This window comes from Clostridium sp. AM22-11AC (assembly GCF_003473545.1).
Lineage (GTDB): Bacteria > Bacillota > Clostridia > Lachnospirales > Lachnospiraceae > Enterocloster.
Map to the genome: position 1 here is coordinate 158715 of NZ_QUCM01000004.1, position 21210 is coordinate 179924.

General features: G+C 50.0%; 21 protein-coding genes and 1 tRNA gene. 1 reads left to right on the top strand and 21 read right to left on the bottom strand.

Features of this window, described 5'->3' with window-relative positions; all coding sequences use genetic code 11:
• Positions 1-20: 20 nt before the first annotated feature.
• On the bottom strand, positions 21-1133 hold the full coding sequence (locus tag DW251_RS05905; RefSeq protein WP_182433585.1) for a BMP family ABC transporter substrate-binding protein: 1113 nt from the start codon (positions 1131-1133) through the stop codon (positions 21-23).
• A 465-nt stretch (positions 1134-1598) separates the two neighbouring features.
• On the opposite strand from DW251_RS05905, the gene DW251_RS05910 reads away from it, so the two are divergent.
• Positions 1599-1675: transfer RNA gene (locus DW251_RS05910), tRNA-Arg, on the top strand.
• 348 nt (positions 1676-2023) lie between these two features.
• Here the strand turns inward: DW251_RS05910 and DW251_RS05915 are convergent.
• The 20 genes from DW251_RS05915 to DW251_RS06005 form a co-directional block, all read right to left on the bottom strand.
• Positions 2024-3415 (bottom strand): tyrosine-type recombinase/integrase, encoded by a 1392-nt coding sequence (locus DW251_RS05915; RefSeq protein ID WP_007862346.1) that lies wholly within the window; start codon positions 3413-3415, stop codon positions 2024-2026.
• Positions 3393-3830: a helix-turn-helix domain-containing protein gene (locus DW251_RS05920; RefSeq protein ID WP_002569113.1), complete on the bottom strand. Its 438-nt coding sequence runs from the start codon at positions 3828-3830 to the stop codon at positions 3393-3395. Before DW251_RS05920 ends, DW251_RS05915 begins: the two co-directional genes overlap by 23 nt.
• 104 nt (positions 3831-3934) lie before the next feature.
• A complete protein-coding gene (locus DW251_RS05925; protein WP_002569114.1) occupies positions 3935-4162 on the bottom strand; it encodes a helix-turn-helix domain-containing protein in 228 nt (75 codons plus the stop codon).
• Between the two features lie 30 nt (positions 4163-4192).
• Positions 4193-4573, bottom strand: a complete 381-nt coding sequence (locus tag DW251_RS05930) for a type II toxin-antitoxin system PemK/MazF family toxin (RefSeq protein ID WP_002569115.1) — start codon at positions 4571-4573, stop codon at positions 4193-4195.
• Positions 4574-5060: 487 nt separating this feature from the next.
• Complete coding sequence (locus tag DW251_RS05940; protein ID WP_006059623.1) at positions 5061-5609, bottom strand: sigma-70 family RNA polymerase sigma factor; 549 nt, start codon at positions 5607-5609, stop codon at positions 5061-5063.
• A 311-nt stretch (positions 5610-5920) separates the two neighbouring features.
• Positions 5921-6457 (bottom strand): hypothetical protein, encoded by a 537-nt coding sequence (locus tag DW251_RS05945; RefSeq protein WP_002592913.1) that lies wholly within the window; start codon positions 6455-6457, stop codon positions 5921-5923.
• Positions 6458-6561: 104 nt separating this feature from the next.
• Positions 6562-7176 carry an ImmA/IrrE family metallo-endopeptidase gene (locus DW251_RS05950; protein WP_002592912.1) on the bottom strand — a complete coding sequence of 205 codons (615 nt, stop codon included), beginning with the start codon at positions 7174-7176 and terminating at the stop codon, positions 6562-6564.
• 11 nt (positions 7177-7187) lie between these two features.
• Positions 7188-7556 carry a helix-turn-helix transcriptional regulator gene (locus DW251_RS05955; RefSeq protein WP_002569119.1) on the bottom strand — a complete coding sequence of 123 codons (369 nt, stop codon included), beginning with the start codon at positions 7554-7556 and terminating at the stop codon, positions 7188-7190.
• A 131-nt stretch (positions 7557-7687) separates the two neighbouring features.
• A complete protein-coding gene (locus DW251_RS05960) occupies positions 7688-8650 on the bottom strand; it encodes a WYL domain-containing protein (protein WP_117499825.1) in 963 nt (320 codons plus the stop codon).
• Positions 8651-8678: 28 nt separating this feature from the next.
• Positions 8679-8819, bottom strand: a complete 141-nt coding sequence (locus DW251_RS17885) for a hypothetical protein (RefSeq protein ID WP_006059618.1) — start codon at positions 8817-8819, stop codon at positions 8679-8681.
• Positions 8820-9698 carry a DUF4261 domain-containing protein gene (locus DW251_RS05965; protein ID WP_118300489.1) on the bottom strand — a complete coding sequence of 293 codons (879 nt, stop codon included), beginning with the start codon at positions 9696-9698 and terminating at the stop codon, positions 8820-8822.
• Positions 9695-10570 (bottom strand): spondin, encoded by an 876-nt coding sequence (locus DW251_RS05970; RefSeq protein ID WP_118300490.1) that lies wholly within the window; start codon positions 10568-10570, stop codon positions 9695-9697. Before DW251_RS05970 ends, DW251_RS05965 begins: the two co-directional genes overlap by 4 nt.
• Before the next feature lie 26 nt (positions 10571-10596).
• Entirely contained in the window at positions 10597-11376 is a 780-nt protein-coding gene (locus DW251_RS05975; protein ID WP_117440300.1) for a hypothetical protein, read from the bottom strand.
• Between the two features lie 20 nt (positions 11377-11396).
• Complete coding sequence (locus tag DW251_RS05980; RefSeq protein ID WP_002592908.1) at positions 11397-11756, bottom strand: hypothetical protein; 360 nt, start codon at positions 11754-11756, stop codon at positions 11397-11399.
• Between the two features lie 23 nt (positions 11757-11779).
• Positions 11780-12529 carry an SMI1/KNR4 family protein gene (locus DW251_RS05985; protein ID WP_117440299.1) on the bottom strand — a complete coding sequence of 250 codons (750 nt, stop codon included), beginning with the start codon at positions 12527-12529 and terminating at the stop codon, positions 11780-11782.
• A gap of 36 nt (positions 12530-12565) precedes the next feature.
• Positions 12566-12955, bottom strand: a complete 390-nt coding sequence (locus tag DW251_RS05990; protein ID WP_002592906.1) for a hypothetical protein — start codon at positions 12953-12955, stop codon at positions 12566-12568.
• 34 nt (positions 12956-12989) lie between these two features.
• Positions 12990-13469 carry a hypothetical protein gene (locus tag DW251_RS05995; protein ID WP_002592905.1) on the bottom strand — a complete coding sequence of 160 codons (480 nt, stop codon included), beginning with the start codon at positions 13467-13469 and terminating at the stop codon, positions 12990-12992.
• Positions 13470-13493: 24 nt separating this feature from the next.
• Positions 13494-19718, bottom strand: a complete 6225-nt coding sequence (locus tag DW251_RS06000; protein WP_243034887.1) for a DUF2185 domain-containing protein — start codon at positions 19716-19718, stop codon at positions 13494-13496.
• A gap of 3 nt (positions 19719-19721) precedes the next feature.
• The gene (locus tag DW251_RS18225; RefSeq protein ID WP_006059608.1) at positions 19722-20192 is read right to left on the bottom strand and encodes a DUF4259 domain-containing protein; all 471 of its coding nucleotides are present in this window, start codon (positions 20190-20192) and stop codon (positions 19722-19724) included.
• A 42-nt stretch (positions 20193-20234) separates the two neighbouring features.
• A complete protein-coding gene (locus DW251_RS06005) occupies positions 20235-21209 on the bottom strand; it encodes a hypothetical protein (protein WP_002588993.1) in 975 nt (324 codons plus the stop codon).
• Position 21210: the final 1 nt, after the last annotated feature.

Consider the following 21210-nt stretch of genomic DNA (forward strand, 5'->3'; position numbering starts at 1 on the left):
CATGTGTATCTCATTCCTTATTACTTCAGTTCGTAAGGTACTTCGATCTCTCCGGAAATAACTTTTGCCTTTAAGTCATCTAACTGCTCTTTGATGCTGTCGGAAACCTGGATATTGCTCTTTTCAGTGGTAACATCAACACCGCCGTCGCTTAAACCAAGAACCTGGTTCTCACCGGTATAGGTGCCTTCAACAACGCTGGTAATTGCATGGTATGCGCAGGAATCTAACTTCTTTAACATACTTGCCATGATGTAATCTGGAGCGATCTCATTCTGGTTTAAGTTTACGCCGATGGCTACAAAGCCTTTTTCTTCTGCTGCCTGGAACATACCCATTCCTGATGCGCCGGAAGCATGGAAGATCACGTCTGCGCCCTTTTCAACGAAGGTATTTGCAATGGTCTTTGCAGTGGTAGGATCGTTGAAGCTGCCTGCATAGTCGATCAGAACCTGCATATCCGGGTCAATGTACTGTGCGCCGGCCTGATAACCTGCTGCAAAGTGGTTGATCAGTGGGTTGTCTACGCCGCCGATGAAGCCGATCACTTTACCGTCGTTTAATTTATCGTCGATTTTTTCCTGCTTTGCTAAAACAGCCAGAGCGCCTGCTAAGAATGCGCCTTCCTGCTCTTTACAGGAATAAGAAGCTACATTGTCTAAATCGGAGTTTGCGTCTAAGAGAGCGAATTTCTGATCTGGATAAGTAGTTGCTACGTTGGTCAGCGCATCTACCTGTTCAGCGCCTACGCAGATGATCAGGTCATATTCGCCGGAAGAAGCCATTTCGTCCTGGATGATCTCTTCGTCAGATACGGATTTTGGCTCAACTTCATCGTAGGTGATGCCGTAATCATCAGCAGCCTTCTTAACGCCCTCTAAAGCCAGGTCGTTGAAGGAGTTGCCGCTTAAACCAGCCTCAGTAAAGATGATGCCTACGTGAATGTCGCTTCCGTCTGCTGCTTCTGCCTTGCTTTCGCCTTCTGCCTCGACTTTGGTCTCTGCGTTTGCTGCTGTAGTGCTCTCTGTCTTAGAAGAGCCGCATCCTGTTAAAGATGCTGCTGCCATACATCCTGCCAGTCCGAAAGCTGCCGCACGTCTCATGGTTGCTTTGGTGAAAATGTTCTTTCTCATTGTTTTTTGTCCTCCCTTTGGATCATTAAAAATAATAAATTCTACATGTTTTTCATTCTATCTGTACATGTATATCAAGTTGTTCAACAAGTTGTTTCAAATGTAGCATATTTAATAATACTTGTAAATATGTGGTTGACAAGCTTTTATATTTTCGTTAATCCTATACAATTTATCTGCATTGTTTTTGTGCAACTTTAATTATCATTTTGGGAAAATTACCCAGAAATACAAAGGACTTGCATTTTTCATGGAAAAAGGGTAGAATATTTAAAGATTGTGTTTCTGTAGCTCAGTAGGATAGAGCGTTCGCCTCCTAAGCAATTGTTCAATCCTCACTATTTACAATTTCATTTGATATACGCGCCAATAGCTCAGCTGGATAGAGCGTCCCCCTCCTAAGGTTGTGCTCTACCAGCTGCCTTACGGGGAAAAGTGATCGTTGCCAGTCTCAATTTAATATAAGTCTCTGTAGCTCAGCAGGATAGAGCGTTCGCCTCCTAAGCGAAAGGCCGTGGGTTCGAATCCCGCCAGGGACGCCAGCAAACACGCCGAAAACCTTTGATTTATCAGGGTTTTCGGCTTTTCTTATTTCTGCGGCTTTTGTGGCTTTTTTGCAAAAAACCTTGGTTTGCTAACATTTGCTAACGAGATTTGGCCTTTTGCTAAGAAAGGCGGTAAGTCAGAGGTTCGATTTTTACCAAAGGAACTTGCAAACATTTGTTAGCAGAAATTAGAGGAAGTTGCAAACAAAATCGCGAATTTGCTAACATCGCTCAAAAATGCTTTCAGAACCTTGCTAACAAAAAAAGTGTTTGGTCACTGTGCAAAGTGGTTCAAACGAAGAAAACCTCTCACAAAGTGAGAGGCGTTCTTCTGAGGGAGGGACTTTATAAAGCTTTTGCCAGCTGCTTGAGCAGTGCGGCAGTTTCGGGATTTTTAAGCAGTTCCAGTATCTTCGCTGCATCACTTTCATCACTTTCAGTGACGGCAGTATCCGCAGTTTTAGGCTCTGTATCTTCAACAGGGTCAGGAGTCTTGGATGAGTAAAATGCTTCCTCCAATCGCTGAGCGTTTATGCAGCGATCCTCGTCGATGATGTGAGAGTAGACATCTGCAACCATTTTTACCTGAGCATGACCAGAGTCGCCTTGGACGGATTTCATATCGCCACCATTGAGTTTCAGCTTGTAGGTGATACTGGAGTGACGGAGAGAATGGAATACAACATGAGGCAGTCCGTTTTCTTTGATAAGTTTATTGAAAGCACGGTTAATCACCTGGCTTTCCATCGGACGGCCATTGCTGGAGCAAAAGACCAGGTTATTGTCGATGTATTCATCTCCAAACAGATCCATCAGCTCATCAATTTCTTTTTTTCTCTCTACCAGCATATAGGCAACTGTTTTCGGCAGGTACACGCGGCGAATACTGGTTTTGGTTTTAGGCTCTTTCAGGACCAGAGCAGTATGGGTACTGGCTATGCAAGGTGGAAACTTCTTAATAACACCTTTGTCGCTCAAATCGTCCAATGCACCTCGTGTAACCCGTTGCAGCTCTTTGTTGACGAATATATAAGCTGAACCATTTTCTATGCTCTGTGGTGCAATATCAATGCAGTCCCAGGTAAGGCCCAGCATTTCACCAATGCGTAAAGAGCAGGAGAACGCCAGATTTAAGGCAAGGGAGAGGATAGGATCATCACAGACTTCCATAGCCTTGCTCAGCGTTTCGGCAGTCCATATATCCCGTTCTTTATGTTCTTCTTTGGGAAGTGTCGCATTCAGGACAGGGTTACGGCTGATTAGTTCCCAACGCACCGCCTGATTAAAGGCACTGCGAAGTAGCTTGTGAATTTCTCTTACTGTATGCGGGGTCAGATATTCGCTTGTGGGTTTGCGGTTGTTGACGCTTACCGTTTTCACAGAGAGCAGATCACGGTAATACTTATCCATCATCCTTGGAGTGATGTCGGATAGTAACATATCTCCGATAATAGGAGTTATGTAGTTTCTCGCCAGACCACGGCGGCTTTCATATGTTGACATTGCCCAGGTATTTACACCATAGATGGACATATATTCATCGAGCAGATCGTTCAGGGTCTTTGCCGTAGGAATAAAGAAGGTTCCAGAGTCCTGCTCATACTCAATTTGCTTTTTTCGTTTTTTTGCTTCTGCATTTGTGCTGAAGGTTTCCCAACGCTGTCTGCGTTTTCCGTTTTCATCTGTGTAATCATACACCACAGAATATTTGCTTTTACGCTTCACGATAGATGCCATTTTCATTGCTCCTTTCTGAGATTTTCACATAATGAGTTTGCTTTTGATACCAGGCTTCAAAACTGCTGGTAATGATACGAATTCTTCGATCAATCAAGGTCGTCTCAAAATAGCCCCTTTTAACAAGGTCATAAGCTGTGCCAGATTTCAGCCCCAAAAGATCCGCCATTTCCGGAACTGACATCGTAGTATGCCTCCATTTCTCTCCGGGCGGTGTACCATCCACTTTTTTATAGTGGAACTGGCCGGCATACCAATCTTCAAAGCTATCCAGCATAACTCTCATTCGTCCGGCCACTTGAATTGTTTTGAAATAGTTCTTTTTAACCAACCAGTAGGATTCTACTTTACCAAGCCCAAGCATTTTGCCCATCTCTGGTACAGACATACTGGTCTTTACTCTTTGTTTTTGCATGGCTTTTGCCTCCTCTATAAAGTTTTTCTTGCTATGGCCTCATTGTAAGAGAAAGCAGAAAAAAAGTTAAGGATGTCGATTTGGAGATCGGCATCCTTGACAAATCATTCATCTGCGTGATCCAGCCAGTCATCAAAGCTCTTTTTGGAAATGCGGATATGACCGCCGACTCTGACGCTGTGGAATACACCCTGTTTTACCAGATTATATGCTGTGGGACGACTGATACCCAGAATGTCCTGAATCTCATCGACCGTATAGGTTCTTTTGTCATAGCTGACAGGATTTTGTTCATTAAAGCGGTTCAATTCCGCAATTCTTGCTTCAAACATAAAAACGCCTCCTTTATCCGGTAAGTGGCCTTACGGAGCCTCCATTTCCTCCGGAATATGAATATCTAAACTAACTTGCAGAGCATCATCAATCGCTCTCATTTCTTCGCGAGATACGCGCCCAATGTACGATAAAACACGCCTTTTATCAATCGTTTTAATTTGCTCCAGCAGAACAACAGATTTCAGTCCAAGCTCTGGAACGCTCTCCAATGCATAGTGTGTGGGCAGCTCCTTTTTCTTAATCCATTTACTGGTGAGTGGAGCTACGATCAAAGTGGGGCAGAAAAAATTCCCCACATTGTTTTGAAGAACCAGGACAGGACGGGTGCCGCCTTGCTCTGATCCAAAATAAGGGTTCAAATTGGCATAATATAAATCCCCACGCTTATAAATCCAATCTTCTTTCATGTTCATCCTCCTATGTTTTGAGATTTGATTATGTAAGAAGGAGGCTCTGCAAATTACAGAGTCTCCTTCAATTTAGCGCCTGTTTTATCCCTTACTTGTCCACGACACCCCAGGGATTTGGGTAATCATTAAGCCGCAGGTGGCTGGCCTGCTTCTCAGGAGTTTCACCTCCACTTCGTTTGGTCTTACCCATGGCCTGCGACGGTTATTATCACGCTCGGACTATGGCTGTAAGAGAGCTTTCCTCCTTGTTATGCCATGACCGGATGCCATCCGATGTATTCCAGCCTGATATATTTCTGATAAACCGAAAACTCATCTATACAGCAAAAATGGGTTGGCCTGTTATGCGAGTGGCAGCTCTCAGAAAATATACCGCTGATGTAGCGGCTATTACGCCCAAAGAGGATCAAACTTAATGATTCGTATATGAGGTTGTCAAGGTGCAAGTGAAAGGATTTCCCTCTCACTTGCTACTGCCACTTTTTTAGAAAATCGCAACCAACTTTTTTATTTTTTCTTCAATTTTTTTCAATCGCTTATCTGCGGCTTGCCGAGTAATACCATATCGTTGGGCTAAACAAGTTGCATTTGGTATTTTCATTTCATAATAGGACAATATAAAATCTCGTTCTGCTGGACTCAGTTTCAATAGAGCTTGGTGTAAATCCTCAAGAAGTAAATTCTGAATAGCTTGTTCCGCAGTATCAACAGATTCATCCACAAACAAATCTGTATCCTGATAACCTTCCTCTGTGCCGTCACGATCTCCCACATGAGAAGCCGGGAATATAGAGCGACTTTTCTCATGTTCCTGGAGATAGCGGCTGTGGCGGTCCTCCTGTTGGTATTTTTCAAAATCTTTGCGAGAACATTCCATGATAATGCGGTCATCTTCATCACGGAACATTTTGACTGTTTCAACAAAAAAGCGCCCAGTAAAGCAACCATTGCGGCGTGCCTTACTGAACGCTGAAAAACTGATTTCCTCCCATTCCTGTGGGCTGTTATTTTTCCAAATGAATACTCTCGTCATATCCTTTCCTCCGTTCAAATTCTTGGTAGTCAGCGAATTTGAACGGTGTCATGGATATTTTGCTATGTACGCCTCCCAGCGCATACCGGCCTCCTAATACCGGGCAAAGAAAAAGGCCGGAAGTGTTTTCACCTCCAGCCATGTTCCTGCCGCCATATTGCAGCAGGAATGAAAAAAGCCCGGTTAATGCCGGGCCTTATGTAGAAAAGTATTCAATTTAGCGCATTCCTGCCACTATAACAAGTATAGCAGGTCGGAAGTCGGAAGGGAGTAGGGATTAGGTCGGGGATTTGTCGGGATTTAGTCGGGATTTAGTCGGGATTTAGTCGGGGCAGCTCCTCCAGGACTTCTGGAATAGAATATCCAAACAAGCAAACAGAAAATAAATAGATGGCTTCTCGTTTTCGGTCATAAAAGACACTGCGCTCTATATTTAGTTCTTCCAGCAATTCTTTCTCTGTACTGTTGAACCGATAGATAAATTGCTTAGTCAAAATTTCATAGTAAAGTTCTCCTCGATCCGGATACCGTTTCAGACGAAGGAGTGCACGGTCAATAATATTGACTAGCATTTGATTTTGAACAAGGCAGCAAACTTTTTCTTCAAAGGCTTGCAGTTCAATATCTGGTGCAAAATTTTCAAGATAGCAGAGGCCAGACTCTATATCTTGTTCTCCCATAATCCAAGCAGTTTCTTGTAATTCTTCTGCCCGTTCACTCAGAACCCAGACTACATCACGGTAAATCTTTAGAATCAGCTTACTTCTATGAAACGCAGCGTCGCTGTTAAGCCCCAAAGCTGTTAGCCTGCTGTTACATTTTTGGATTGTTGTGCTTTCTTTTCTCATAGAACATCCCTCCTTGTTCGCAATATTGCGAACATATTAGGTACAAAATAGCATAGCAGAGGAGCGTGAGAGAGGGCAGTGCCTCTCTCTATTCCCCCATTTGGTTATATCAGGTTTCTGGATTTTAGACGAATCTGCATTGCTTGCTTGGAAACCTCAAAAATATTTGCCATTTCAGCAATGAGCTGTTCATCTGTCCGGCCTATTTTAAGCCGGTAAAAACATTTTTTGATCTGCGGTAAAGGCATCAGCAGAGCAGAAGCCAGAGTATCCGCCTGACGCTCAATTATGCCATGACTTTCGTCGGAAGAAACATTTCCGTTATAAGCAGCAACATCTCCAGTACCAGAGTACAACTTCTTATGTAGTACCCAATGAGCCAGCTCATGGGCACAGGTAAAACGGAGCCGCCCTAATTTTGACGGATCACAAAGCCGTTCATCAATTAAGATTGTACCGGCTCTTACTGCAATCATTCGATACTGTCTCTGTATCTGGTCATATAAGACAACAGCACCGTCATCGAAAATTGTTTCCCCTAATATCTTGGGGTTTTTTCTTAGTGTATGAAACTCCAGGATTAGATCAAACTTTGTCTCGATAATGGTTTCGATTGGCACAGGACATGGTTGCCCGGATAGCAGAGAGGGATCATATTCCATCAGGATTTTTCGCCCTACTGCCTCGATTGCTTCTGTACGGATTTGTGGAATTGACAAAGCTCTCCCCCCTATCGTTTACGCTCCTTTAGCATTTTCATAAATGTCTGCCATTCTTCATCGGTAGCATCTACTTCTTTTGCCACACGCAAGGCTGCCCGAACAATATCTTTTTCCATGATATAGTCTGGCAAATCAGCAGATACTGTATTGCGTGATTTTGCAGCCAGATCCAAAAGCAACTCATGTTCTGATTTATCCAAATTCAGAAAGGCAGAGATGCGTTCCACAAAATCTCCATTGGGTGCAGGACGGCGGCTTTGCTCAATATCACACAGATAACCGTAAGCAATATTCAAATGCTTGGCTGTATCGCGTAAATTGAATTTGTGCGCCTTGCGTTTCTCGGCTATAAATGATCCAAAAGTTATATTGCCCACAGCATTCACCTCTCATTTGTTCGACGAACTGCGAACATCTTGCTTATATTGTATATCGAACATCTGTTCACTTCAAGGATAAAAATTTCATTTGAAAAGAGGTGTTAAAAATCAATAACACCTCTTTTGCGCTATATAAATTCCTGAGCGATTTGCTGTATTTCTGTAATGCACTCTTTTGGGGATAGAATCTTTATTTTCCCCTTGAATTTGAATATCCAGCCATAAAAAGTTCCACTGGGGTTCACTTCAATTTTGGCTGTGAAGTGCCCGTCATCATACCTCTCAACAGGGACATCTTCTCCGTAATGGTCTATGATTACACGCATCAGTTCGTTTTCACATAACAGGGTTACTTCCTTCGATGACTCTGATGTAAACATATCAACCATTTTGTTTGTATAGGAGGCTACATCAAATCCCTCTACTGGCATAAAGCAAGTTTCAAGGTTTTCTACGCTTGTTAGCCGATCTACACGGAAGTGAGCAATTTTCTGATGCTTCAGAGAATATCCAATTAAATAATAGTGGTCATTTTTCCATTCCAGCGCATAAGGATTTACGACATAATAATATCCATCATGCTTTAAGATTTTCTTTTTTTCTTGAGTATATTCATAGTATTGGAACCGAATTTGCTGATGGTTTCCAATCGCTGTTTGGATATTGTCAATGATGTAGTAAACCTTTTCATTATGCGGTTTGACACGGCTGGATAAAGCAGCAAATTTTTGAAGCTGCTTTGCCTGATGTAGACTGGTCAGACGGCATAATTTCTGCACCAGCTCCTCAGACTTCTTGGCAGAAATGATCTTCGAGGATGCTACTGCGTCTGTCAGCATTTTCAGTTCTGGATACTCAAACAGGCGGTTTCCCATAAAATATTGGTTTTGGGTACTCTTAACCACCACAATATCAATCCCCGCATCGATCAGCGCATTGGTATCTGCGTAAACAGTCTGCCGCACTGCCTGAATTCCTTTTCCATTCAGATGGGCAATGATGTCAGATACTGTGGCGGGATGGTTTTCATCGGTCCGCTCATAGAGAAACCGGAGTAATTCCAGTATCCGCATATTTGTTGAATTCTGCATACTTCACCTCCTCGATTCTTAAAATGGCCTATTTTGTATGGTGTCCAGCCCCAAAGACCAGAAGCAGGGCGACAGCACAGAGAAGCAGGCCGATCCAATTTCGATCTATAATCAGCTTGATCACCGCCACAAGCAGAAGTCCGCCTACCAGGAGCACAACGCCATTCATTCAGCGTCCTCCCGAAGCATAGTTTCCCATGTTGATGTCCAGCACCCCTCTGGGCGGCTGGATCAAGGCATCTTCATATTGGCACTTCCACTGGATCTCCCGGCACATCTGGCCATCCGCCACGCCGTCTATGGTTTCCCCATCCTCAATGGGGTTATCATGCTCCAGAATATAGGACGCTGCATTATAGGCGTGGTTTACCACCCAGTTGGGGTCCATGCCGTGGAAGTGGTACTGGAGATCCGGCAAAAACAGGGTGCTCATGCCCACCGTGTCGATGAGCATATCCTCCGTGCCCTCGATGTTGAAGAAACGGACATTGACGCCAAAGCGGATGAACCGATCCGGCCCCTCAATCTGATGGGAGCGCACATCCTCTGCCAGAAACAGCTTGCCGCAGTTCTGGAAATAGAACGCCTCACAGGTGGGGTACAGCTCTGCCAGAGCCTCCAGAAAGTCGGCATCCAGGTTGGCACGCTCCAGCGCTGAAAGCGCCGCAGTCAGCATATCGGTGGCCACCACCTGATATTTGTACTCCCGGAAGATCCGGTCACGGTCCTCCTGGCAGTCCCACATCTGGCTCATCAGAAAGGCATCAAAGCCTTTGCCCTTGAACTTGTCGCATTTCATCACCATCAGCTGTACCGGGCACTTGCCGTCCTGAAATTCCGCGACATGATCCAGGGCGGCAAAGCCGGCCATTTTCTTATCATAACAGAAGCACTCTGTTGATCCGATGTGCTTCTCCATTATGGCAGTCATTTTTTCTTTATCCGGCATTTCTACCGGCTCTTTGAACAGCATCTGAATGAGATAGGGACCTCCGGGCTGGGGGCCTTTTTTGTCGTCCAGATTTTGCTGGAAAGCTTTATTGCTCATTTGGTTTCCTCCTTCTTTTCTGGGAACAGTTTCCACCGAAACTCCAGCTCTTTCTGGACAAACTCTTTCGGCAGGCCGCGGGGGTTGGCGATGAGATACCATACCCGAAAGGTGCGCTTCTTCGGATCTGTTTCCTGCCGGTAGAGCTGATAGCCCGCCTCATCCTCCTGTGTCCACTGTCCTGTCTGCCGCTTGGCCTGCACAAAGGGTTCCACCACCTGGTCCAGTTCCTCTCTGGTGCGGCTTGAGGCCCAGGCTTGATCCACATCATTGGCGTGGGAGAGGTGGAACAACATCGAACCCATCCAGTTCTTTGCCTTGTGTCCAGGCGTTCCGCGCAATTCCGCCTGACGGCGGTACCCCTCCATCTGCTCCGCCGTTCCGTACCGTTCCACCATCTGCTCCCGCACATAGATGAACCAGCTGTAGTCCTCCGCCTCGGTGAAGGGGGCGCAGACCGGCTGTAATGCCTCCACGGGGTCTGCCTCGAAGCGGTCGATGAAGTCGAGGTAGTTGGCTTTGACCAGGGGCAGAAAGGTGTCCAGCAGCCCGGTGTTCAGCCGCAGGTCCTCTGTCAGCATCCGAAAGAATGAACCGCCTGTTGTGGGTTCAATTCTGAAAGAGTAGAGGTAGTCATCTCCCTGCTTTATGATACAGCTGAAGCCCACCTCCACATTCCCATGGCCGATTTCGTAGTCTATGTAGTTGTAGCGGCTCCGGTCAAACCAGATCTGATAGGTCAGCCCGTTTTTCATTTTCTTTTTGAAGTCGCCCTTTTTCAGACGCTTCCAGCCCTTTTCCTCCAGGCCCAGGCCGTTCCACAGGTAGTCCAGAAGTTCCTGAATTATATCTGCCGGCCGTTTTTGTTCCACGGTCTCCACCCCCTGACGAATTCTCTTTAATAGTCAAGCAGGATAGGCACCTGCTGTTCCTCGGCAAACCGCATGGCCCGCCAGAACACGGAGAAGGCAAACTTGGCCAAGGATTGGGTGTCATATTGGGTGTGTTCTGGGATGTCTGCCTTGCTGTACTGTCCATCTGAGTCTATGGTTCCGTCTACCGGGTATCCTTCAGTGTCGGCCCAGCCAAGGATGGTGTCCTCATCGGCCTGCCATGCCAGCTGGTTCAGCTTCTCCAGTTCCTTTCGCAGACCGCCCAAAGTGGCGATCATCGTTTGATCATCGGTGGGCAGAGGGCCTTGGAATAGAAAGCTGTCGGTGAGGGGAAGCCACCAAGTCGCGCCCCGAAGCAGGGACCACACCCGCTCCTCGTCCGATGCAAGGCGGGCAATCAGGGGATGCTCCCCGAAGTCCCAGTCCTTCTCCACGGTGAGAGGCACCGGTTCCTCGTATGTATGACAGGCGGCCACCAGCAGCATAGCGCCAAAGGCATCCCAATCCGGCTTATCGGTGTAATAGGGCCGCTCGTTGTCCTCCGGCCATGGAGTGTAGGGCGGTTGGTTCGGCTGGGAAATGGCGGCTAAGATCTGATCCCGCCAGTCCTCCACTGCCGCCTGGATCTCAGCCGGGGACAGCTCCTCCTCGTTGTCGGCGGGTTCTCCATCCGGGGTGATCCGGTTAAAGGTGTATCCGTTTTCCTCCGCCCACTGCTGAACAACAGTTTTCCAGTTGTGAGAATAGTACCGGGTCAGCGTCCCGGCGTAAATGTCAAGTCCCATAAGTTTCACTCCTTTTTTGTCTATATCATTTCATACAGCAGGGCAGCGTCGTCCTGCACCAGTTCCAGATGGGAGCGCAGCGTTTCCAGTCCGCTTTGCACCGCCTCGGTGGGCAGGTCCCAGTCCGGGGCAATTTCAGCAGCCAGTTCCGGGAGGTCCCGCTCCCGCAGAGCTGCCAGCAGTTTAGACGCCAGCTCTCCCTCCAGCAGAGCGCAGTCCAGGGTGTCCTCGGTCTGGGGAGCAGGAAAACGGACATCCATATCCAGCACGCTCTCACACCAGTCCCAGATGGCCATATAGACCGCACCGGAGCAGTCGCCGTTGGACAGTTCCTGCCGCCGGTTATTTTTTATCAGATAAAAGGACGCAATCTGTGACATGGCAGTTCCTCCCGAATATATTTTCAGTGTTCATTGAGATACCTCGCCAATTTCTTCTCCAGCAGTTCTGTCATATCGTTGCAGAGTCGCTTGACCTTGTCCTGCTCATGGGCGTAGTACCAGATGGTTTCCTCTCCGGGGCGGAGCAGGAGCTGGTCGCCGTCCGCTTCTTTCCAGAACTCGCCCAGCACGCAATACCGCTCTCCGTGGATGGTCAAATTAAATGTTCCAGAGAGTTCAACGATTACGCCTGTGAATACATTGATGCCTGCGGTCAGCAGGAAAAACTCCCGCACCTGGGCCGGGAGCGTGAAGTCCATCACGCTTTCTTGATTCCCGATTTGCTCCTCCGTGGTGGCGGGCTTGATCTCATCAGAGGGGTCCAGCACCTTTGCCAACGCCTTGGAGAACTTGGGGTATCGGCCAAATAGTTCTGGGTGGCTGGCCTTGAATTCCTTTTGCTTTTCCCGCTGCACTCGCTTCTGCTTCTTGCAGAACGCATCCAGCTCCGCCAGATACCGCTCCTGGTAGAGATTGCTGGCCTCAAATGCTGTGCCGCTCTTTTCCAGAATGGCGATGGCTCCCTTTTGGCTGCCAAACACCGGGACCCACTGGAAACCATGCCGGCAGGGCTTTAGCTTCAGAAATTCGCCCCGACTCAGCAGGGTTTCCAGTTCCGGCTCATGCTCGTCCCACCAGTTCCGCCAACTTTCTGGTGTTTCCCGGCCTTCGACCAGGTCCAGGAGCTTTGCTGTCAATGATTCTGTGTTCATAGGTGTCCACGCTCTTTCTCCGCCATCACTTCCACATTACTCGGTAGCACAAAGCTCATTCATTTTTGGAATCAGTATTTTATCCATCCATTGACAAACAACCTCAAAGGCAATGTCAATTTTTTCTTCATTTCCTATATCAAGATATATTTCATTGTCTCTCAAACTGTAAAACAGTGGTTGTGTGTTGGCGTCTGGTTTGGCATAACCATAAGGGTCGTATGGACGGGTGTTGATTATATAGCAAACCTCTATGCTTATGCTATCCTTTGTGTTCCCGCCGAATGAGGAAAACGCAATCATATAGGTGAAATTTTTACTGTGCCTCGTAAGTGTTTTGTCGGATTTTTTATACTTGAATCCTAAATGCCCGTACTTTCCTTGCAACTTGGTTCCAAGCATTTGCATTGCTTCGCTAAAGTTCATTGTGCCCCCTCCATATTCTCATCATAGGTGCTCCTTATGTCTCATGCAAATCCGCATCCCGGTATCTCGGCCCGATAAATACAGAGATATGGACCCCAGCCTGATTCCACTCGCCCGGCAGATAGATCAGGCAAGTGAAACTATCCGCTGTCTGGCTGTTGGACGCTCGGAAATCATACCGTCCCAGTTCCTGCTCATTGGCAGGAATCCGCTCCACCTCATCCAGGCCAATGGCTCCCGCAAACGCCTGAAAGTGATTCCAGATCTGTTCTGTATCAGAGCGGTTCAGCGAAACGCCAGAATGGTAAGAGGGCCCGCTTGCGGTTCGCCTTCTTTTCTTGGAACCATCTGAGCCACAAACAAACACTCGCTTTTTCTCTATAATCCAGTCTGTGTTCTTTAAGGAAGGGATGGCATCCGAGAGGAGAACGGCAAATTCATTCAGGTGTTGCTCCCATAGTGCGATGGCCACTTCTAACGACTGGGGCAAGCTATGTTGATTTGATTTGTTCATGCCTTTCTCCTCCCGTGATGTTACTCAATCCCACCAGAAGTACCAGACAGTGGACTGCCACAGAACATCTGCTAAATTGCCCACCGTCGGGTCATCTTGCTCCTGATCCACAATGTCTGGGCAGAACCCATACTGCTCCGCGGCCAATTCCATGGCCTTCTCCTTGGAAACGGGGACCGGGAGCAGGAACTCCAGCTCGTCATGGGTCATAGCGGCAGGGACCGCTCCATGCTGTTCAAACCAGTATTTCGCCACCGCCATCAGCTCCGGCGTGTCGGGACACTCGTTCCAGTTTCCAAAGGGCAGGTAGGCGAAGATCTCCCAGGGGTTCTTGACCGGAATTTTGGCCAGAATGAGCGGATAGGTCATGTGGCTATCCGAATCCCAATAGCAGGAGAAGCGGTCATTGTCATAGCCGCCCTCCATCTCGCCCAGGACTTCCTCCTCCCAGTCCATGTCATCGTCCTCGGCTTCTTCCTTGCGCTGGCCGGTCAATTCCTCCAGAACCGCCTTTCCGTCCTTGACGGGAGCGGAGAGCATCTTCTTTCGATACTCCATTACCGTTTTGAGGTCAAATTCATAAAAGTCCGCATCGTTCTCCGGGTCGGCGTTCATCACCAGACACTCCAACAGCGTTTCATCATCCGCCTTGATGAGCACGGGAACAAAGCCCTCCCGTACCCCCAGCCGCTGGGCGTAGCTGTATGCCGACATGATGGGGTCATCATCTGCCATGGATGGGAAATAGGTACACTCGCAGTCCAGATACTCCATGATGGCCTGAGCAACCTCGGAAGGCTCCAGCGTGTCCTCGTCGAAGTCCTGTCCCTGCCAGTTTTCAAACCGTTCCCCGATCACCTCTGCCATAGCCTGATAGTAGTCCTCGTCAAAGGGGATGAACAGGTAGGCTTCATCCTGGAACTCATCAGAGTGATACCGCTCCGGGCCGAAGAAGCGGAGGGCATTGTCGTCAATGTCGGCGGGATAGTAGGGGCTGTCGCCCTCTCCATAGTAATAGCCTGCAAAAGCACGGCCTTGCTGATTGAATAGCACAGAGAACAGACAGCCGTCCAACTCATCCCGGATAAACTCCCGCAGATCCACACTGGCAGGATCAGCTTTGACCTGTTTGGCCACTTCGCTGTATTCTTTCAGGAAGTCCTCACCCATCAGGTCGTGCTCCATGCACCAGCGCAGGTAGATGGCCATGTGGTTATAAGCATTGATGGGGTCAATAGGCAGTTCCTTCTCCTCAATGCTCTCAAGGTGATAGGAAGCGTCGTCCATCTCACCGTCAAAATTATCATTGGAAAGGGTGCCACGGGTGATCGCATTCTGACGAGTGGGGTTTACAACAAAACTGATCCCCCTCATCTTGTTCAGCAGAGCGTCTACATCATGTTCCAGTTTATAGTCCAACTCGTCCTCATAAAGCGGAATGACCTGATAGAAGTTGACCTCCTCGCCGCCCGGCAGGGTGCAGACCTCGCCGCCCTCCTCTGTACTTTGGGGGCCGGTGAGAATGGCGGCACACAGCTTCGTATTTTCCGCAAAGTTCTCCTTGTTATCCATGGTATGTCCAAAGCCCAGCCAAGTGTCGCTGGCAATGGGCAGACGAGCTAAAACTTTCAGCAGACGGATAGGCCAGTACCACCGCTCATCCTGCATAGATTCCTGAACCAACTTCCAGTCCGCAGGCAGCGCGATAGCCAGCTCCGCCCGCTCCAGCTTATATTCCGCCAGTTCCTCCGGCACATTCATCCGGTGAGCGCCCATGCCCATGGTGACCAGGGTGCAGTAGTCCCGCTCCTCAGAGGGCGGCACCACGCAGATGTCCACATGGATGTCGGGAGAAACCAGCTCATGGAACACATTCTCGAACTTGCCGAAATACTGCTCAATGTGCTCCTCGACGGCTTCCATCTCCTCCTCGGTGTAGACTTCGGGATTACTGAATTCTTCCTCATCCTGCGTGTCATCATTGTCTGAGTGGTCGCAGCTGTCATCCTCCGGATCTCCCTTTATAGGCTCGTAACCGATCTTCAGGGTCATCTGTTCCTCCGGCAGGGAGACGCCGGGGCTGCGGGTGATGGTGTGCTTATCGTCCGCAGAAAAACCGATGGTCTCGCCGTCTTGCAGTGTCACATCACACGCCAGCACATAGGAGGCAAGGCTGGCCAAAAAGTCCCGCAGTTCCTCCGGCTCAGCGTCGGTGTTCAACACCTCCATTTCCTCCTTGCCAAACACATCCATGCCGTAGGTGTAGCCGTTTAGGCCCCCCTCGCTCCGGTACAGGCCGAACCAAACCCAGTTGAAGATGGGCAGTTCGTCCTCTTTGAGCATATCGGCAAGGCCCTCATAGAAACGAGGCTCAAATACCACGCCGCTGGTGTAGACACCGGTGGCATATTTCTGCTTGCAGCACACTGCCATCGCCTTAGTGAACAGCTTACCCCGTTCCAGCAGTTTTTCCTCCTCGCCCAATACAGCCACCACGATATGGGCCTTGTGCGCTTTGGCCACCTCTACGGCCTCTGGCCACATATAGTTGTTTTCGGCGTTGATCTCCGCTTCATTGTCCGGGATGTGACCGTGGAAGAGTGTCACGATCAGCATCATGCCGCCGACCCGCATTACCACAGCGTCATCGCTGTTCTCATCATCTTCGTCGCCCTCATCCGGCTCCTCATCTACGATGCCCCATTCTTCCCGCAGATCTCGAATCAACTGCTCCTTGTCCCATTCCGCTTTGGAGAGGAGCACAGACCCGGCAAAGGAGCCCTTACGGTCAGTTTTCTCCTCGTCGGCGTCATCCTCAAGATCCTCTACATCTTCATCCGGATCATAGAGGGATTCATGCTCCAGTCCGCGGACAAATTCCTCAAAGCTGTCTGCCAGATGGGTAATCTTGTAGTCGTTTTCCTGATCCACATGGACTACCGCAGGCTCTCCCTGGGGGCCACAAACCCGGTAGTCCAGGAAGATCATATCGTGTCCGGCGCTGGGACAGTCGCAGATGGCCACTCCGATGGCAGGATACTCCCACTCATCGATCATAAACTGGCTGCCCAGCTCTCCACAGAGGGAGCAGCTCTTTTCTCGTCCGATGCCGAAAATGCCGGTGATGGCCACATGATCATCTGACCAACAGGTAGGCTCATCGCAGGGATAGCAGGTGTTCACCGGAATGCCGCCGTTGTGCTGCTTCATCAGCCAAATGTAGGCGGCGGGCAGCTTGTAGCCCAGTTCCTCCTCCACGCTGGCAATCAGCTCATCGGAAGGCGGATCACTGACATATTCTTTCAGTGCATACCAATTATCATCCCAGAAGTTGGTGAGGTCGAAGCCCTCAAATGGGGTATCACCGGGCACGAATTTGGCCTTCTTCTTCCGGCTGCGCTGGCGTTTCCGGATCTCCGCCTTACACTCCCGAATTACCGCCGGAGCATTTTCATCCTCCGGGTCCAACTCTGCCCACCGCTGGGCGTAGGGAATGGCCTTTTCCTCCTGGCCGTAGAGATACTGATAGCCATAGGCCATCCGCATATTCCACTCCGCCTTGTCCTGGCCTTCCTCCCGGACGGACTCCAGCACCTCAATGGCCCTCAGAAGGGCTTTGTCTCCCTTGGATTTCAAAGTACCTTCGTCATGGTCCCCGATGATGGCGTAGTTCTCCAGTGCACGGGCCAGGGCGTAGGCGGTGCGGTAGTTCCTCCAGTTCTCCGGGATGGCATTCAGTGCCTGGATACAGCGGGTGTACTCGTCTTCGTCGTTCCACTGCTCCAGCTGAGCGAAGAATGCTTCGGCGTTCTGTTGGGTGTAAGGAATATAGTCCATGCCCGTCAGCGTTTCGTCCAACTCGTCATCCTGATTCTCAGTTTCTGTCCCATCATCTTGTTGCTTTAGGGATACAGAACCGGCTTCACGGCGGAAGGTGTGGAAGATGGCCCATGGGATGTCCGTGCCTTCAAAGAACTCTTTCGCCATGTTCAGCGCCTCTTGGATGTCCCAGGCGATGAAGTCCACATAGCCACAGTAGAGGCCGGTAGCCCCGCCGGTGAGAGTGAGCACTTCCGAACCATCCCCGCCGGTGAGCACTTCCTCCAGTTTGTCCCGGAAGTCGAAAATTTTCTGACTGCCTTCCTCCTCCCGCAGGGTATCCAGGGGATAGCAGAAGAAGCCCGCCACCGCGCCGTCGGCATGGAGATCGTCCATAAAATCATTGTCGGCATTCAGATAGCCGTTGATGAGCGGCACACAGCAGGTGGAACCGGCCATTACATCCAGCCGCCAATCGGCGTCCGGGTCCTGTTTGGGTTCCATTTTGTAACCAAGGTAGCTCTCCAGATAGGCTTCCGGGTCGGTGGAGAGCTCCAGGCCCTGCTCCCGCAGTTTGTCGGGCAGCTGGGACAGGAGGAAGGACGGCTCTGCCTTGGGTTCCTCCAGCACATCAAAGCTGTCTATGTATCTCATGTGGGAGATCTCGCCCAGCACTTGGTCGGTGAAGGTGGTGAGCATCCACCAGGCCCGGCCTTCTTCCTCCCGGAGCATAGGCAGCAGCTTTTCGCAGTAGGCGGAGATGGCGAAGCTGTTTTCACCCTGCTCCTCCAGCCAGATCTGCACATCCTCCCCGGAGATGTCCCAGCCATTCTCAGTACGCAGACCGATGTTCTGGAAGGGCTGACGGCCCACCAGGATGTTCCAGTGCTCCAGCACCTCCTTGGGGGCGTGCTTCTGGAAGTAGACCAGCTCAAACAGCTTGACCTTGTCGCCCTCCGGGGTGAGGATCAGCTCATGCTTTTTGCCGTTGAAGCCCATCTCGAAAGAGATCTCATCAAAGACCAGATTCAGGGTTTCCTCCATTTGGGCCACGAGTTCGGCACCGCGGGTGTGATCTTTGTCCTCATCCATCATCTGGCGCAATTCTGCTTCCATTTCCGCAAAGGTTTCCCACCAGTCCTCTGTCCGCTCCCGGAAGCACTCCCAGAACTGCGGCAGAGAAATACCCTTCTTGCACGAGTCAATTAGTTCCTCCATGTCCTGTCGGGTGTTGAGCTTCGGATCATCACCGGGATGCAGTTCCAGAGCTTTTTCAAAATACCGCAGAGCGCGGCCCTCCTGATCCAGATAATAATAGGCATACCCCATACGGAAATTCCAGGAATAAGTATCTCCCAGTTCCTCCTCATGGGACTGCATCAGTTCCAGTGCCTGGTGAAGCAGCTTCCTTCCCTCCGGCTCGCTGGGGTCCGCCAGATTGTTGTAGGCGCGGGCCAGCTCCATATCAATTTCCGGGGTACGCTCCTCGGCGGGGATGGCCTCCAGCGCGTCAACGATTTTCAGGTGTTTGTCCTCCTCATGCCACTTCTGGCACTGCTTCAAAATGTCCATATCAGGGTCCTCCTCGTCCTCATCCGGTTTCCAGTCTTTGATCTGCTGGAACACGCCGTTCTCATCCCGCTCAAAGGCGCAGGGGGCGGGGGTGTTCAGCAGAGGAATGATGTCGGGATCGTCGTTGCAAATTGTGTTCAGCTTGTAAATCCCGGCGTTGTTGGGGTCGTCCATGTACGCCTCGCTCTCGTCACCAGCGGTGAAGCGCCAGCCACTGTCCCAGCCGCCGTCCGGCTTCTCCCTGTAGCAGTAGCCAACCTTGCAGCCCTCCACTGTGATGCGGTTGGTGGCGATACAGCCATCGGCACCCTCCCAGTCGGGGAGCAGATCTTTTACATCTTCCGCCTTTACATGGTAGTTCCGGTTGCGGCCAGAGGCTTCGTACAGCTCCTTCCGCAGCATCTCCACCTGAGAAGCCATATCCGTGATCTCATCCTCGCCCATCATCTCGCTGATGTCGTATTCCAGCGGGGCATGGACAAAGTCCGCCAGGGCCTTGTCCATGGCCTCGTGCTCCTCCGGCGTAGCAGTGATGCGGATACGGCGGGCGGGGGTGTTGTACTCGTCCAGATCCTGAAGGTTTACACTGCCACTGACGCTGCACTCCAGCAGGATGGCGGCCAGGTCGGTGACCACATCAATGGCGAAGTGGAAGTCCATCTCCACGCCGTCCGAATGGGTGAACTCCAGATACTCCACGGTCTGGCGGAAGTCCCAGTTCTGCTTGTCCAGACCAATCTTGGCGAAAATCTCGCTGAGGGGGATCTCCTCCTTTTTCTGATCCTCTAAAAATGCCACAAGGTTCAGACTGTCATCGGAACCGCCAATAAAGTTGCCCCAGTATTTTTTGATATACATGCGTCATGCCTCCTGTTCCGAGATCAGCCGCTTGATGAGCCAGTCCAAATGCTCTGACCACACAGGAGCGATCTCACCGCTGTCCTCGTTCTTCCAAAGATCCACAATCTCACGGATGCCGTCCTCGTCCGGCACCTCGTTTTTGATGTCGGTGAGCTGCCGCAGCAGGAAAGCAAGGGCTTCTTTGGATGCTGTGAAACCGGTGACTTTATCCCATATAGCTTCTTCATAATCGTAGTCCAGCTTGCCATTATCCTTCCATTGGAAATACAGCTCCGCCAGAGCCATCGCAGTATTGTCAAAGAGGAAGTCGATTTGTGAGAAGTCAGCTCCCAGCATGACTTCCTCTTTCATCAGTTCGATCATCTCGCCCAGATCCATTACCGGATGCTCCGGTACATATTCATTTTTGAGGATGTCCAGTACATCCAACCCTTCGTCACGCTCTAATGCTTTTATGCCCCATGCTCCCATGTCGGCACCTCTCTTTCTTTATTTCGTATCAAGCTTCTATTGTCAATCATAGTTCTCCAACCGAATGATAGGCCGATAAAAGTCATAATCTCCGTTTAGTTCATTGTCCTCCTGCACTTCTGGCTTACAGTGGGGCGAACAGGGTAGGAAACCGAGAAATGGGCCCAGCCCACCGCAGATATTGCATCCGCCGTCACCGCCGCAGGTGGTAAGCCTATCAGCCTGCACCACTTCCCGCATATAGGGATCGTAGGCGATGGACAGGCCGAAGAAGTTGGGCTCCTCCATGTCATAGGGCCGGTTCTCATCCTCATCCATGTTCTCAAACCAGTGCAGACGCATGGAGTAGTCTAACCCATCTCCCCATGGAAACAGGGTCCGACACCCGCCGCCACACAGGTAGGCCCACTCGTCCGCCGTGGGCAGGGAGAAGCCCCTGTTTTCCAGCATGGCAAGAAGCGCATCGTAGTCTGTGTGGTTATAGATACAGATCTGAAAGCCCTTTTCCGTCCGCTCAATGCGGGCCGACTGATGCAAGGTAAGACTGCTGCTGTCACTCCAGGCAAAATCACGGAATTCCTTCAGCCAGTCAGGGTGGACAGTCAGTCTGGGATCATCCATTTTGACTGGCTCCCAGTTAATTTCCTCCAGCTCCCGGCCCACCAGCATGGGTCCAATGGCCGCCTGCCGAACAGGAGCCATGCTTTCCCGAATCATCTCCTCCGGGTCCCGCTCCATTTCCCATTCTCGGAACAGATACTCCAATTCCTCCCGGCTCTCCTGATTCAATCCCACGGCAAACTGCTCCCAGCCCAGGGTGACGGTATCGCCGGGGACAAAGACGAACTCCCGACCATCTTTCTTGAAGATGCCGGTGGTGCAGCTCTGGCCCCAGCGGTCAAAAGTATGTAGACCGAGAAAGGTCATATCATAACGGGCAGCCAGGCTCTCCATCAGCACCTGCTTCTCGATGTTTTCCATTTGATTGAATTGGGTGCGGAATAGTCTTTTGTTCATA